Here is a 14,043-nt window from a genome sequence, read left to right as displayed (position 1 = left end):
TTTCATTTCCCCTTTTCTTAGCTATTCCATTGATAGTGATAACTGCCGTCTTTATCAATACGCTCAAACGTATGGGCTCCGAAATAATCGCGCTGGGCTTGAAGCAGATTTGCCGGGAGATACTCCGTGCGGTACGCGTCAAAGTAGGATAATGCCGAAGCGAATGCCGGTACAGGGATGCCATTCAGCGCCGCGGCTGCAACCACTTCACGCCAGGCTTGCTGATAGTCATTCACGATATTTTTAAAATAACTGTCTACGAGCAGATTCGGAAGATTCGCATCGTTATCAAAGGCGTGCTTAATATTTTGAAGGAATTGCGCACGGATAATGCAGCCACCGCGGAATATCATGGCAATGCTGCCGCAATCCAAGTCCCATTGATAAGTATCAGAAGCCATTTTCATTTGGGCGAAACCTTGCGCATAGGAGCATATTTTGCTTGCATACAGCGCTTTCCGCACTAGCTCTATGAAATCATCCCGGTTTCCGCTATATTTCGATACAACAGGCTTGTCAAACATCACCGAGGCTCTCTTGCGCTCTTCTCCCAGAGATGATAAATAACGCATGAACACGGACTCCGTGATAACAGGCAATGGAACGCCAAGATCCAGGGCATTTTGCGACGTCCATTTTCCCGTGCCTTTCTGACCGGCAGAATCCTTGATCACATCAACCACTCTTTTACCCGTTTCCGGATCAATCTTCGTGAATATATCCTGCGTAATCTCAATCAGGTAGCTGTTCAGCTCCCCTTCGTTCCATTTCTTGAAAATATGATGAAGCTCCTCCGGCTCCGCGCCGATTACGTCTTTCAGCAGATGATAAGATTCGCAAATCAGCTGCATGTCTCCATATTCGATACCGTTGTGCACCATTTTGACATAATGGCCCGCTCCGTCCGGACCGATATACGTACAGCATGGCACGCCTTCGACTTTGGCAGAAATAGCAGTTAAATACGGCTCAACATGCGCATAGGCCTCCTTGGTTCCGCCAGGCATAATCGCAGGTCCCTCTAATGCGCCCTGCTCACCGCCGGATACGCCTGAACCGATAAAACGAATGCCTAACGCCTCCAGCTCCTTCGTTCTACGCTGTGTATCAACAAAGTACGAATTGCCGCCGTCAATGATAATATCTTCTTTACCCAGGAATGGAAGGAGCTGTTTAATCGTATCGTCCGTCGCATTCCCGGCTTTAACCATCAACAGGATTTTCCTTGGCAGCGCAAGCGAAGCGACAAAGTCCCCTAAAGATTCATAGCCGTATAGCTTTCGGCCTTCAGCTTCTGCAAGTAACTCTTTTGTTTTTTCATAAGATCGATTAAAGACGGCAACCTCAAATCCACGGCTCTCCAAATTTAATGCCAGATTTTTCCCCATGACAGCGAGGCCAATAACACCAATCTGTTGTTTATTCAAGTACTTTCTCTCCCTTTTTTCAAATGAGAATGAGCATCATCTTTTAATTGCATATATAGAGAAGGACAGGCATCCTATCAATAACAACGTTGTTAAAAATGGCCGCACTTACTCCAGCAAATAGCTTACCCCGAGAACAAGACTGAATAAACAAGCGGCATACATCGTAACCGGAAGCAGCGGCTGAATTTTTTTGACAAGATCATGAAACCAAAGGCTGACAATCGCTATAAGTGCGTGTGAGAGAAGCAATCCTATGCTAAACGCGGCTACCGCAAGCATACCGTGGTTCGCTGCGGCTGCTCCCGCGACCGTGGTGAACAAAAGAAGCTGCGTTGGCGTTTCCGCACCGATGCCATGGATGACTCCGACCGTAAATACATTCCGGCGCGTAAAAGTAAACGGCTCGCCGTTTCTCCGCCTAAGCTTCTGAAATATAGCAATCCCGCGGCTCCAGTAGACACCGCTCCCATTTCTTCTTCCAATCAAAATAAGGATTGCCATAAAGATCAAAGTAATGCCTACCGCCTTGCCCATCCAGTGATCGACCCAAATCGGAACGGTCCAAGCAAATAAAAGAATACTGCAGCCAAGCACGAAAACGACCGCTTCATGCCCGCCCGCGTACCAGAGAGACAGCTTCATCCTCTCTTTCTTCGAGCCCGAGCTGCCTCCTGTTATATCAGCTAAAGCTGCGACATGGTCCAAATCTATGCCATGGCGCAGACCCAGCAATATAGACAATGCTAACAAACCTATTAACTCCACTAGTATCCCTACTCCTATTCGCTGAGCTGTTTATAGACTTCGCTGTAGACAGTTTCGAGAGGAATGCCGTACGTTCTTGCGGCTTGAGCCGCATCCTCATATTCCGGAGATTGGCGAATGATTTTTTCTCCATCTAGAGCCTGCTTCACTCTTACCGATCCGAAAGGAGTTTCCACTTGAATCCAACGGCGTGCAAGCGCCTTGCGCTGCCATTCGCTCCTGCGTACTCCGAAAGTCGATGTTTCTGCAAGCATCGTCTCCTCGCAACGCGCGCTGGTTGCCGGATGGCATAGAACGGTGACAAGGACGCCGGGACGGTTTTTTTTCATATAAACCGGCGTATGATAAACATCGAGAGCTCCGGCTTCGAACAGCCTCTCCATGGCAAAACCAAGCGTCTCCCCCGTTGAATCATCTACCTGCGCTTCGAGGACGACAATCGTCTCGTTAAAACTTTTCTCTTGCTCTTGCTGGTATAAAACAGCTCTGACTACGTTCGGATGATCGAAATTTTTTGTACCTGCGCCATACCCGATTCGATCAATCGTTCCTGCGGGCAATGGACCAAAGCTTGAAGCCAGCGCTTTGACGATCCCGGCACCGGTCGGCGTTGTTAATTCCCCTTTCGCCGTGAACTCAGATAATGGAACGCCGCGCAGCAGCTCTGCCGTCGCGGGAGCAGGTATCGGATATAAGCCGTGGGCCATGCGCAGCCTGCCCGTTCCCGTTGGTACGGGAGAAACGATGATTTTTCCGGCATCTAGGCTCTCCAGTGCAAGGCAAACGCCAATCACGTCCAAAATGGAGTCCATCGCTCCCACCTCGTGAAAGTGGACATCGGCTGGGTCCACACCATGAATCTTGCCCTCCGCTTCAGCGATTAAGCGAAAGATGGACAAACTTCTCTCTTTCACCCGATCCGGCAATGTTGAAATCTCGATCATTCTCATAATGTCAGATGCTTTTCTGTGCTCATGCGAATGCTCATGATGATGAGCATGTGTGTGAGTCTGCGAATGTTCATGATGATGAGCATGTGTGTGAGTCTGCGAATGTTCATGATGATGGTCATGTGCGTGAGCATGCGAATGCTCATGATGATGGTCATGTGCGTGAGCATGCGAATGCTCATGATGATGCTCATTTGTGTGATCATGATGGTGATGATCGTGTCCGCCGTTATGCTCACTTTGATCGAAGCTGAGCTTCAACCACTTCGCGGTTATGCCTCTCCGGTCCACCTTTACGAATTCCATCGTGAAAGGATCGATCGGTAATTTCGATAAATGGCTGATAATATAATCCGTATTTGCACCCAGGTCCACGAGTGCGGATAACGCCATATCTCCTGCGATGCCAGAAATACAATCCAAATAAACCGTCCTCATCCTAAGTGCCCTCCGCTACCAATTGTAAAATCATTGCTGCTTGAAACCCTGCCCCGAAGCCGTTATCGATATTGACGACCGTCACGCCGGCGGCGCAGGAGGTCATCATGGCAAGTAGCGTTGTAATCCCTTGAAGATTAGCGCCATAACCGATAGAAGTAGGTACTGCTATAACCGGTCTGCGCACAAGTCCTCCGACAACGCTGACTAAGGCGCCCTCCATACCGGCTACCCCAATCACAACAGACGCTTCCCGGATGCGTTCCTTTTGGCTAAGAAGCCGATCGATTCCTGCGACTCCGACGTCAAAGATACGATCAACCTCGCAGCCCATCCATTCCGCTGTCCCTGCCGCTTCCTCCGCTACCGGTATATCCGAAGTCCCTCCGGTCAGAACCGCCACTTTTCCTGGGAGCTTGCGTGCCGATTGACCCAGCGAGATAAGTCGAGATCCACTATCATAACGAGCCTCAGGGTACCTTGCAATCACTCGCTCCGCCATCTCGGCCGTTGCCCGGGTGACAAGCGCCCTGCCATGAATTTCAACGAGCCTTGAGAAAATGGTTTCAACCTGATCCACTGTCTTTCCCTGCCCAAAAACGACTTCCGGATGTCCCGTCCGCTCGTTGCGCCCCACATCCAGCTTACAAAATCCAAGATCCTCAAACTCATTCATATCGCCGAGCCCCCAAGTTCAAGCACTTTATTCATACTGCCGCTGCGGTAACCGGAAAGATCCATCGCAACGTAGATAAATCCAAGCTCTTTCAATCGCTCTGAAATGCTGGATGCGTGGCTAATGAGCTGCTCCATTGCCCTCGGTTCTACTTCGATTCGTGCGATATCGCCATGACTCCTGACCCGTACTTGCCCAAAACCTAGTGAACGAATATAGCGTTCAGCTTCTCCAACACGTCCAAGCTTCTCGATCGTAATCGTCTCGCCGTAGGCAATCCGGGAGGAAAGACAAGCGAATGACGGCTTATCCCAAGTGGGCAGTCCGTGCTCACGAGAGAGATCACGGATTTCTTCCTTATAAAGTCCGGCTTCCTGCAAAGGCCCCCGCACGCCTCGTTCTTTCGCCGCTTGAACCCCTGGCCTATGCTCATTCATGTCATCCGCGATGAGCCCGTAGACGATATAGCGGTAAGCTCCGTCCTTGATGAACGGCTCGATATGCTCGAATAGACTCTTTTTGCAAAAATAACAACGGTTTGCATTATTCTCTTTGTATCCAGGAATACTTAATTCAGACGTTTCGATCACCTTATGAGTCGCGCCAATGCTCTTCGCCAGCCGGATCGCTTCCTCAAGTTCTTCCGTCGGATAGGTTTCCGAATCGGCTGTGACCGCCAAGACCCGCTCGCTTCCCAGTGTTTTTATTGCGGCATCCAGAAGAAATGTACTGTCTACGCCTCCGGAGAACGCTACCACAACCGATTCCATTTCTGTTAGAATCGCCTGCAGCTTGCTGTATTTATCATGCATCGTATTGACACCGCCTTCCGTTAAATTCATCCAACCGACGTATGCTGCAGTTTCGATATTTCCCTCATAGGCTCTTTCAATCGATCGTATAAGCTTAAATATAGCGGAAGTATTCTTTGATAGAGCTTATGATTGGTCAAATCAGGTTCATAGAGACTGCCCTCCTGCTCCTTCCACCTCAGAAGCGTGCCGCGGCAGCCATCCATCGCGTATAATCCAAGCTGAGCGGCTCCAAGTCCTGAGCTTTCTACGGACTCGGGTACCCGTACGGGCACGCCCAGCATGTCGGCCATCATTTGACACCATAAGGCCGAACGTGCAAAACCTCCGGATGCTCTGACCTCTTTAGGCTTTTCACCAGCCTGCTTCATTAAAGATACGATTGCCGTAATCTGAAACAGAACACCTTCCATTGCAGCGCGAAGCATATCCGTCTCCCTATGCGCGAGCGTCAATCCGAACATGACGCCTTTGGCCTCGGCATCCCAGAAAGGAGCCCGTTCTCCCGATAAGAGAGGAAGAAACAGCAGGCCGTTTGATCCCGGAGGCACAGCACCAGCTATAGGTAGCACCTCATCTAAAGACTTACCGGGGTAGAGGCGATCCGAGATCCACCTGGCTACGATAGCACCGTTGTTGGAAGGCCCGCCTACAATCCAATGATCTTTTGTCAAGGCATAGCAGAACAGCTTCCCATCTGCATCGAAGGTAGGCTTTTTTACGGTAGTCCGCACTGCTCCGCTTGTGCCAATCGTCACTGCCAGCACACCTTCCTCCACTGCGCCAATCCCGAGATTGGCTAATACCCCGTCCTGTGCCCCGATAATGAATGGCGTGTCCGTGCCAAGTCCCATCCGTTCTGCCGCTTCCCTGCTCAGTCCATTGATTCGCTCCGTCGAAGGAACAAGCCGTGGCAGTTGATCCTCACGAATACCCGCCAGTATTAAAGCTTCCTTATCCCATGTCAACGTTTCGAGATGAAATAAGCCGGTAGCGCTGGCAATCGAATGATCCATCATCATAATTCCAAATAACTTATTCAAAATATATTCTTTTATACCGACGAAATGATGCGCGGAATGAAATAGATCCGGTCGCTCCTCCCTCATCCAGATCAGCTTGACAAGCGGCGACATCGGGTGGATCGGCGTGCCCGTTCGCGAATAGACCGATAATCCCGTTCCGTCATTCATCAACCGCTCGGCCTGGGCTGCGCTGCGCTGATCAGCCCAAGTAATGCTCGGTGTGAGCGGAAGACCATTCGCATCAAGCAGAATCAAGCTGTGGTTGGCTGAGCTAAAGGCAGCACACCGTATTTCCCCTGCCTGAAAACCGCCTTTCTTCATAACATGACCAACACTATCAATTACAGCCTCGCAGATGACATCGGGATCCTGTTCGGCATACCCTTGCCTCGGAGTGTGCAGCGGATACTCAATCGAATGGCTTCCAAGGATCTGTCCTGTCAGGTCGACGGCCAACGTCTTCGTGCTCGTCGTTCCGATATCAATGGCTATTACAATTTTTGCATCCGTGCTCATTTTGGCAAAAATCCTTCCTCGTCGAACGTCCACTCGTAAGGTCCTTCCAAAATCTCGATGCGTGGATTTCTTTTTGCTTCCTCAAGCAGCGATTCGGAAATTTCAATCGTTCCAAGATGCAGCGTATCGCGAATCCGAACCAGCTTGCACTTTGTGTAATCCAAAATGTTACAGGTTTTGATCGCCGCTTTAATCGCGTCGCGATCATTTTCAAGAGTAGTCGCCTGCTTTGTCGGCGCACAAACCGTAGAGGTCAGTCCATTGGCATAGGTTGCAGGCCAATCCGTTTTACTTACTAATCTGCTTGTCGTGAAATCAGCTGTGCCCACTCCGTTTGCATTACCCTGTGACTCTGGCGTCAGATCGAGAACAACCATCTTGTTCACCTCTGGCCCCCCGTGCGCATATGGCGTCGGGTACCTGCCCGTGATATTCGGATCCGCTCCGTCTCCGCTAATGTTTTTACCGATGTAATCAATAACAAGAACGTCCAGATCCGTGAATAGAATTTGCGGGAGTCGGCTCTTCGCTTCAATTAACAGCTCCTTTTCTCTTTCCTCCATCGTATCCGTTCCGAGAACCTCAATCCGGCAGATTTGGTCGTACGCATTCTCCACGACAGCCACTCCAAACCGGATCGGAAGCTTCTCGATCATCACGCGTGCCATTGCGGGTACATTATCAGCCATATACTTAAAGCCAAGTTGATGGCATGCCTCTGCTCCTTTTTGCTTTCCCAATCCGATTGAGATCATTTTAAACATGCCGCTTTCAATCGCCCCTCGAAAAGCCGTATGCGGCTTTATGCGGTTAATGACGATGATGGCATCCGACTCCGTAGCGGCGATTTTGTCACAATAAATCGGCAAGCCGTTCGGCAGGCGGTCAAGCTCTACGACCTCCATCGATGAACGGACCGGGCAACCCATTCGCTCCTCGTCTACGCCTAGATGGGCAAGCACCTCGGTTTGCCCTTCTGCCGTGGCTCCCCCATGACTTCCCATACATGGCACAATGAAAGGCTCGGCGCCGATTCTCTTCAATTCGTCAATAACGGTCTTTGTGAGCTCATCGATTCTGGAAATTCCCCGGCTGCCTACGGCCACCGCAACTCTCTGTCCTGCAGTAATCCCGGTCATGGAATCGGCCGTACGCAGCCGCTCAATCAAATCTCCGATTGGATCCTCAAGTATGGTGTCATCAAACGACTGACGAATCTTCACCAGCTTCGGTAAAGGTGTATTTTCGACTAAACTTCGAAGTAAATTACTCATATGGTCATCGCTCCAAACCCTCCGTCAACACGGATCATCGCTCCGGTGACAAATGATGATGCTTTTGCCGAGGCCAAGTAAACAATGGTTCCTTTAAGTTCCTCCGGATCTCCGAAGCGGTTCATTGGCGTGTGCTTCATAATCGATTCCACTCTGTCCGGCGATAAGATTTTTTTGTTTTGTTCTGCCGGGAAGAAGCCAGGAATGATGGCGTTAACCCTTACCTTGCTCGGAGCGAACTCCCTGGCCAAATATTGGGTTACACTATTTACCCCAGCTTTCGATACCGAGTAAGTAAATACCCGAGACAGCGGAGGCGAAGAGGATACGGAAGAAATATTGATTATGGAGCCGCCATCCCCCTGCTCAATCATCCTTTTACCAAAAACCTGGCTGGCCAAAACTACGCTTTTGAGGTTAACATCCATAATTCGGTCCCATTCCTCCATTTCGAGATCAAAAAACGGTGTCGCGCTATTCGTCCCCGAGGCATTAACAAGCGTATCCACACGGCCGCCCCATTCAAGCACTATATTCAAAACCAACTGCAGTTCCTCTTTTTTAGTCGCGTCCGCCTGCAAAGGAATCGCGATACCGCCATTCCGTTCGATCTGCTCACAAACGAGCCGAGCTTTCTCCATGTCCCTGCCAACGACCGCCACTTTTGATCCTGCTTCCGCAAGCGCAGCAGACATGGCACTGCCTAACACGCCATTGCCACCGATAACGACAGATACGGTATTTTGTAATTCTAACATCTATAAAACCACCTTTAATCGCAAATTAACAACGTTGTTATTTTTATGATATCCGAATATCCCATTGCTGTCTATACGAAAAATATGCCGCTTTCATTTGCAAAAAATGTATTCTATGATAAAGTGAACGACATAAATTAGAACTCGGACTAGTGCCTTCCGGAGGGAATCCATGGTAACCATTAAAGACATCGCAGACCGAGCCGGCGTCAGTTTTTCCACTGTCTCCAAGGCATTGAGAGACAGCCCGCTCGTACAGAACAAAACAAAACAGCATATACTTTCTATTGCAAAGGAAATGGGTTACCAACCCAATATCGCAGCCCGAAGCCTCGTCTCCCGAAGAAGCGGAGCGATTGGCGTCGTATGGCCATCCATTGAACGCGCCGCCCTTTCATCCCTGATTACAAAGATCAATGAGCAACTTGAAAAAAAGGGCTACGTCACTTTGCTTTCTATAAGCCATTTAGAATCAGCGATCGAAATCTTCCGTCGTTACCAAGTAGACGCTATACTCGTCTTTGGGGACAGGGATAGTATTTCCAGCTTCAACAAGTTAAATCCGCTGCAGATCCCCATTCTGACTTATGGCGCTGCAGGCTACACACCGTACTCTGCCGTTGACGTTAACCGTGGCCAAGCCGTTCGTCTTGCCGTACGTCACTTGGTTGAACTCGGTCATAAGGATATCGCCTATATCGGCGAACCTAACTCGCAAGATCCACTGCAGACCGTTAAGATCGAAGCTTTTCGCGACGAAATGATCCGTCTGGGCTTACAGGTCAGGAACGACGCCGTGCTTCACATGAACGGCTTAGAATTTCACGACGGTTACATGGCCGCACGTACAATGCTGGATCAAACAATATGTCCTACAGCCGTCATCAGCGGCGGCATCGATTTGACACGCGGCATCATTCGGGCCATAGGAGAGCATGGACTTCGCGTTCCGCAGGATATTTCCGTAGTCAGTTATGACAACCTGCCTCAAATGGAAGACCTTGAAACGCCGATGACCGTTGTCGGCGTAGCCATCGATACGATAACATCCGTCATTTCAACAACCATTCTCGAGCTTATTGAAAACCCGGAATCACTCAAAACCGTATACTTAGAGCCTGAGCTCGTGATCCGCGACTCCACCTCCCAAAGGTGATTAACGAAGCAGGAATACGATTATTCATTTCTCGCATAGCCCCTAACAAGAGTGGCCGCCAATAAAAATAACGGCATGGCTAATCCAAACGTTAGATTAAAAAACGGAAAAATGGTTCTACTGAAGTTAATTATGTAACTTGAATTCGGTATAACAAGCAAAGCAACATTCACAATTAGAATACCAAGCGGAATTATTAAAAATTTACTGTCTTTTAAATTTAAGGTTTGTGCTAAACCATAAACGATCAGATAAAAATAAGTACACATTTTAATAAAACAGGTGAAAAACCAGGCGAACGCAATCGTTGACTCTACCCGTTCGAAAAATTTTCCAATGCTGATTTTTTTTGCCAAAGTATAGCTTGGATAGGTTTCGCTCGATGTAATCTCTAAGCCTAATACAAGAATCGCAAGCATCGTAATCAAGAACAACAGCGACCATCCGATAAAAACACCTGATAAAAGAGCTTTTCTAACCTTTGCTTGCTCGTTTGCATGAGGGAAGATCATCAAAAAGAGCACGAGCTCTAAAAACGGAAAACTCATCAATGGGACTGCGCCTCTTATGACAGGTTTAAATCCTCCTTCGAAGATGGGTAATAAATGTTCAATATGGATTTGGGGTATAAGAGTGATAAACATAAAGGCGAGCATGAAAAGACTTATGGCCACCAGAATTTCGGCAGTGCGGGAAATGGATTCTATCCCTAATTTCACCGCGTATATGACAACTAAAATAAAAATGATGTATATCGCTCCGATTGGTGTTTCTGGCATCGTTTGAACCTGAACAAATCCTCCCATCCCCCTTAAAGTAAGAGCACTTAATAAGACAGGATAAATCATAATAAATAGCAAGGAAGTTAACTTTCCAACCCATTTTCCCAACACCGCTTCAAAAATCTCGGTTAAATTTTTCATAGGATGCTTTTTATGTAAGGCCAAGTATAAAAAAAGTATGGGCAGCGTTAGGAAGAGCGCCAGAATTGCAGCTAACCAAGCATCTTGTTTGGCTTCCATCGCAAGAATTGAAGGTATCGTAAGTATCGAAGTACCTGTTACATTCATGATGACCAATATTGAAAGCTGCCTGGTCGAAATCGCGCTTCGATGCTCCATACCTCCGCACGCCCCCTCAGTTATAGTTAATTTAATAGATGAAATACCGCTTCACTCAAAGGTCTATATACGATAGTAAGCCATTGCAATGGATTGGGCAGCTTCGCATGCAGTCCTTGGGCTATGCTTAAAAGGATACAGATGAACAAAAAAACGAGAAACACCATTACTTCTTTTTTTAGCCCTCTCTTTAAAAGAGGTGGAACCTCAATGCACGCAATCAAAGTTGACAGAGCGATCATGCTCGAAACAATTAGCATGTCTTATCATTCCTTTCCAGCTACTTTTGACATCGAATGAATGACTGTGCCCATATTCCGGATTTTCACTTCAGCCTTAACCGCAACTTGGAGGTCGGCAAACTTCTTATCCCAATTATCGTTTAACTCTCTCCATGCTATTGGATCTGCTCGATGCAGAACTTCGCCGAAACCAAAGATATCGGTTTTATATTTGGTTCTCACTGTTTTGATCGTATTGGTCAACAATTGCTCAAGATACTTCGATGCATCCTCCTGAAGTTCGTCAATGGTGGCCGGATTTGCTAGATCCATATGGCAGGCGATCTCGTCAATGTTCATCTCTGTTCGAACGAATAGTTCAACCCGGGGTACACCTTGCTGAATTTTTCCTTTGATCTTCGTTTTAGAGCGCATGACCTCATACGTAATTTTTTGCTTTCCGCTCGGGCAGTCGGTGACTAATCCTGAATGGGTTACATTATCAGTGATGTAGTTGAAGCCTAGGCTCTCCTGCTGACTTAGCCAGCCAATGAGTTTGTCATCCTTAAATACGGATAGCCCCAGTAGTTCAATATCGCTGGAGGGCTCTATCGTCTTTAAATTATCCGCAGAATTGCCTTTCTTCAAGCTGCCGGTTACTTTGAGACCAGGTAATACCACACTTTTACCCGTGCTCGACAAGGTGGTAATGAGGGCATCCAATTTCACTCCCGCCGCTGACGACAAATAATCTTCTGAGGTTTCAATCGATTGAAATACCTTCGCCGCCGGGACATTATCAATTGGGCTCATCACCGTTAATATATTTTCAGCAGCTGTGCCTTTTGCTATGACGATGTCAAAGTCTGCTCGAAAGTACCTATTCCTTCTAAAAAAATCTATAATTTCATTTAAACCCTCTCTTGCTGTTTTTTCACCGATTGCGAGTATGCGTAAATGCCCTAAGTGTATCCTTCTTGGACTCGTCTTTGTCATCTTCCGCAGTGCCTCTGAAATGGAATAACCTTTCGCTTTAAAAAGGATGACGGGAGATTGCCCTCCTCCCCCCTTTTTATTAGAAGCATATTGTTTCGGTTCTAAAACTTGGACGGCTACCTCATACATATCCCCCGGTTTATCGACGGATATCCCGGCAGCTATCGAAAATTCATTTAATTCGTTACGGCTCCAACAGCCTGTTACAAATGCTAATAAGAAAACAGGCAATAAAATGACAGCTAATTTTCTTTTCATCCTATTCCCTTCCGAATACGCCGCTTGGCCTGATCCGCTTTTATTTTGGTGGACGCACGCGCTGCCGCATTAGATTATGACGAGCTATTAACTTCGGCCGAAAAATCATGGACCTAATAGGCGCCCTCAATAAGCCATCCTTCTGGCCTTGCAGGTCAAATGGCGCAAACGGACTTAAATAGGGAACGCCGAACGAACGTAAGCTGCTTAAATGAAGGACCAGGGCTACGAATCCCAAGCTAATGCCATATAGTCCAAAAGAAGCGCCCAAGAAAATAAAAGGAAACCGCATTAACCGGATCGATATGGCCATATCATTCGATGGAATAACAAAGTTCGCAACTGCGGTTATGGAGACTACGATGACCATTGCCGGAGAAATAAGTCCCGCTTCGACCGCGGCAGTTCCAAGAACGATCGAACCGACAATGGACATCGCTTGTCCAATATTCCTAGGCATTCGAATGCCAGCCTCACGTAAGATCTCAAAAGTAATTTCCATGAGCATGGCTTCGATAAATGCCGGAAATGGTACGCCTTCGCGTTGGGCAGTCAAACTCCCGAGAAGTGTGCGCGGTATCATTTCAATATGAAAAGTGGTAACGGCAACGTAGATAGACGGCGCAAATAGGGCGATAAAAATCCCCAAATAACGTAATAGCCGTATAAGTGAACCGATATCCGCACGGTGATAATAATCTTCCGCAGAATGTATAAAGGAAACAAATAAGGCAGGTACGACAAGTACATAAGGAGTGCCGTCAACTAATATAGCCACTTTACCCTCAAGCAGCGAAGCCGCTATCACATCCGGCCTCTCCGAGTTAAATATAGTCGGGAACGGGGTCTTCGCTTCGTCCTGAATCAGCTCTTCTATGTAATTGCTTTCAAGGATGCCGTCGATGTCGATTCGCTTTAGCCGCGCGAGCACTTCATCTACTATCTTCTCGTTAGCAACTCCGTTGATATACAGAATCGCTACATCTGTTTGTGTCAAACTCCCGATTTGAATGGTTTCCAACCACAAATTCGGGGATTTTATCTTCCTTCGGATCATGGCCGTATTCGCCCTCAAATTTTCCGTAAAACCTTCCTTAGGCCCACGAATAACCGTTTCAGAGGTTGGCTCTGTAATTCCGCGCTCCTTCCAGCCGCTCATGCTGATTGAAAATCCGGATAAATAACCATCCATCAGCAAAATAACGCTTCCAGACAACATCGAATGAAACATGCCGTTAAAATCAACTACATCATGTTTAACTCCCGTTGTTGTTAAAAGATAATCTTTCAAGTATTGCAAAACGTTTCCATCGGATTTTAATTCATCGGATGATAAATAATCGTTTTTTATCATCAGTGATTCCAGAACAAAATCGTTTACTGCATTTGAATCAATCAGCCCGTCAATAAAGATGACGCAAGCTTTTACATCCATCATCCCTAGTTTGATTTCACGGACAATGACATCTGTACTATTACCCATTCGTTGTTTCATTTTATGGATATTCTCTTGTAGGTCAGCAGCCAACGGTTCATTGGTTTGCATGAGATCACTATCCATCAAAACACCGCCTTCTATACTTTCTTTGCTTAAAATTCCCAATTGACTCTTTTTCATGCATGGATAAACCCTCGATTCGTATCCCA

12 protein-coding genes are annotated in these 14,043 nt (G+C 47.5%); 1 reads left to right on the top strand and 11 read right to left on the bottom strand.

Features of this window, described 5'->3' with window-relative positions; all coding sequences use genetic code 11:
* Positions 1 to 17: 17 nt before the first annotated feature.
* The 8 genes from gndA to ACN6MW_RS25025 form a co-directional block, all read right to left on the bottom strand.
* A complete protein-coding gene (gndA, locus tag ACN6MW_RS25060) occupies positions 18 to 1,427 on the bottom strand; it encodes an NADP-dependent phosphogluconate dehydrogenase (protein ID WP_419872578.1) in 1,410 nt (469 codons plus the stop codon).
* 108 nt (positions 1,428 to 1,535) lie between these two features.
* Complete coding sequence (locus tag ACN6MW_RS25055) at positions 1,536 to 2,195, bottom strand: hypothetical protein (RefSeq protein ID WP_419872577.1); 660 nt, start codon at positions 2,193 to 2,195, stop codon at positions 1,536 to 1,538.
* Between the two features lie 14 nt (positions 2,196 to 2,209).
* Positions 2,210 to 3,583: a nickel pincer cofactor biosynthesis protein LarC gene (gene larC, locus ACN6MW_RS25050; protein ID WP_419872576.1), complete on the bottom strand. Its 1,374-nt coding sequence runs from the start codon at positions 3,581 to 3,583 to the stop codon at positions 2,210 to 2,212.
* A 1-nt stretch (position 3,584) separates the two neighbouring features.
* Entirely contained in the window at positions 3,585 to 4,259 is a 675-nt protein-coding gene (larB, locus tag ACN6MW_RS25045) for a nickel pincer cofactor biosynthesis protein LarB (protein WP_308998373.1), read from the bottom strand.
* Positions 4,256 to 5,101, bottom strand: a complete 846-nt coding sequence (gene larE / locus ACN6MW_RS25040) for an ATP-dependent sacrificial sulfur transferase LarE (protein WP_419872575.1) — start codon at positions 5,099 to 5,101, stop codon at positions 4,256 to 4,258. The genes larB and larE overlap by 4 nt, the downstream gene beginning before the upstream one ends.
* Positions 5,098 to 6,612 carry a gluconokinase gene (locus ACN6MW_RS25035; RefSeq protein ID WP_419872574.1) on the bottom strand — a complete coding sequence of 505 codons (1,515 nt, stop codon included), beginning with the start codon at positions 6,610 to 6,612 and terminating at the stop codon, positions 5,098 to 5,100. The genes larE and ACN6MW_RS25035 overlap by 4 nt, the downstream gene beginning before the upstream one ends.
* The gene (locus tag ACN6MW_RS25030; protein ID WP_419872573.1) at positions 6,609 to 7,886 is read right to left on the bottom strand and encodes a lactate racemase domain-containing protein; all 1,278 of its coding nucleotides are present in this window, start codon (positions 7,884 to 7,886) and stop codon (positions 6,609 to 6,611) included. Before ACN6MW_RS25030 ends, ACN6MW_RS25035 begins: the two co-directional genes overlap by 4 nt.
* Positions 7,883 to 8,644 carry an SDR family oxidoreductase gene (locus tag ACN6MW_RS25025; RefSeq protein WP_419872572.1) on the bottom strand — a complete coding sequence of 254 codons (762 nt, stop codon included), beginning with the start codon at positions 8,642 to 8,644 and terminating at the stop codon, positions 7,883 to 7,885. Before ACN6MW_RS25025 ends, ACN6MW_RS25030 begins: the two co-directional genes overlap by 4 nt.
* A 172-nt stretch (positions 8,645 to 8,816) precedes the next feature.
* Here ACN6MW_RS25025 and ACN6MW_RS25020 point away from each other — a divergent pair, with 172 nt between their 5' ends.
* The gene (locus ACN6MW_RS25020; protein WP_419872571.1) at positions 8,817 to 9,800 is read left to right on the top strand and encodes a LacI family DNA-binding transcriptional regulator; all 984 of its coding nucleotides are present in this window, start codon (positions 8,817 to 8,819) and stop codon (positions 9,798 to 9,800) included.
* Between the two features lie 20 nt (positions 9,801 to 9,820).
* Here the strand turns inward: ACN6MW_RS25020 and ACN6MW_RS25015 are convergent, their stop codons facing one another.
* The 3 genes from ACN6MW_RS25015 to ACN6MW_RS25005 form a co-directional block, all read right to left on the bottom strand.
* Complete coding sequence (locus ACN6MW_RS25015; RefSeq protein ID WP_419872570.1) at positions 9,821 to 10,921, bottom strand: GerAB/ArcD/ProY family transporter; 1,101 nt, start codon at positions 10,919 to 10,921, stop codon at positions 9,821 to 9,823.
* Between the two features lie 266 nt (positions 10,922 to 11,187).
* Positions 11,188 to 12,396, bottom strand: a complete 1,209-nt coding sequence (locus ACN6MW_RS25010) for a Ger(x)C family spore germination protein (protein ID WP_419872569.1) — start codon at positions 12,394 to 12,396, stop codon at positions 11,188 to 11,190.
* Positions 12,397 to 12,436: 40 nt separating this feature from the next.
* The gene (locus tag ACN6MW_RS25005; RefSeq protein ID WP_419872568.1) at positions 12,437 to 14,014 is read right to left on the bottom strand and encodes a spore germination protein; all 1,578 of its coding nucleotides are present in this window, start codon (positions 14,012 to 14,014) and stop codon (positions 12,437 to 12,439) included.
* Positions 14,015 to 14,043 lie beyond the last annotated feature (29 nt).

This window comes from Pristimantibacillus sp. PTI5, from assembly GCF_048572955.1.
Taxonomy (GTDB): Bacteria; Bacillota; Bacilli; order Paenibacillales; family Paenibacillaceae; genus Pristimantibacillus.
This window is presented reverse-complemented; position numbering and strand designations above follow the sequence as displayed.

Bases quoted from the DNA above. Each gene is read 5' to 3' on its own strand.
- larC (WP_419872576.1), bottom strand. From the start codon at position 3,583: ATGAGGACGGTTTATTTGGATTGTATTTCTGGCATCGCAGGAGATATG.
- larB (WP_308998373.1), bottom strand. From the start codon at position 4,259: ATGAATGAGTTTGAGGATCTTGGATTTTGTAAGCTGGATGTGGGGCGC.
- larE (WP_419872575.1), bottom strand. From the start codon at position 5,101: ATGAATTTAACGGAAGGCGGTGTCAATACGATGCATGATAAATACAGC.
- ACN6MW_RS25035 (WP_419872574.1), bottom strand. From the start codon at position 6,612: ATGAGCACGGATGCAAAAATTGTAATAGCCATTGATATCGGAACGACG.
- ACN6MW_RS25030 (WP_419872573.1), bottom strand. From the start codon at position 7,886: ATGAGTAATTTACTTCGAAGTTTAGTCGAAAATACACCTTTACCGAAG.
- ACN6MW_RS25025 (WP_419872572.1), bottom strand. From the start codon at position 8,644: ATGTTAGAATTACAAAATACCGTATCTGTCGTTATCGGTGGCAATGGC.
- ACN6MW_RS25020 (WP_419872571.1), top strand. From the start codon at position 8,817: ATGGTAACCATTAAAGACATCGCAGACCGAGCCGGCGTCAGTTTTTCC.
- ACN6MW_RS25015 (WP_419872570.1), bottom strand. From the start codon at position 10,921: ATGGAGCATCGAAGCGCGATTTCGACCAGGCAGCTTTCAATATTGGTC.
- ACN6MW_RS25010 (WP_419872569.1), bottom strand. From the start codon at position 12,396: ATGAAAAGAAAATTAGCTGTCATTTTATTGCCTGTTTTCTTATTAGCA.
- ACN6MW_RS25005 (WP_419872568.1), bottom strand. From the start codon at position 14,014: ATGAAAAAGAGTCAATTGGGAATTTTAAGCAAAGAAAGTATAGAAGGC.